Genomic DNA, 698 nt, shown 5'->3' on the forward strand with positions numbered 1-698 from the left:
CGGGTAATTATCACGCAAAGAACGCCCGCCTCTATACAGACTATAGCTTTATGAGTGGTGATGAAGCTCTCGGGAAAGAGGTTCATAAAATATTCCAGCAGCTCACGGGTATGGGCAAAGCACTGAAGATCAAAAAACTATTCCATGCTCCTTTCACCTTACATGACTCTTTGGTTTCGATGATAGAAAGAGAAGCTAATAATGCCAAAGCAGGTAAAGCCTCAGGAATCACCATTAAAGTTAATGCAGTATCAGAACCCAAAATTATTCGGGCACTGTATCGAGCATCACAAGCAGGCGTGCCTATTAAGCTTATTGTCCGCGGCATATGCTGTTTACGTCCAGGGCTAGAGGGTATTTCCGAAACGATCGAAGTACGCTCTGTGATCGGGCGTTTCTTGGAGCACACTCGAGTTTATTGGTTCCACAATGATGGTAATGACCAGATTTATGGTGCCAGTGCCGACTGGATGACCCGTAACCTGTTAAAGCGTGTTGAAACCTGCTTCCCGATGGAAGATAAGAAGCTAGTAGAACGCGTGAAAGCCGAAATTGGCTTCTACCTAAGCGATAATTGCCAAAGCTGGATTATGGACACCGAGGGAAAATATCATTTGAACCAACCTGCCGAAGCCGAATCTCGAGTCTGCGCACAACAATATTTACTCGAGCACCTTGCCTCAACCTAAAGCCAAACC

The 698-nt window shown here is 45.6% G+C and carries 1 pseudogene; it reads left to right on the plus strand.

Annotated features, from left to right (window positions below):
- Positions 1-689, plus strand: a pseudogene (locus tag A3735_RS08095) (RNA degradosome polyphosphate kinase); the annotation flags it as partial.
- Between the last annotated feature and the right edge of the window lie 9 nt (positions 690-698).

This window comes from Oleiphilus sp. HI0061, assembly GCF_001635675.1.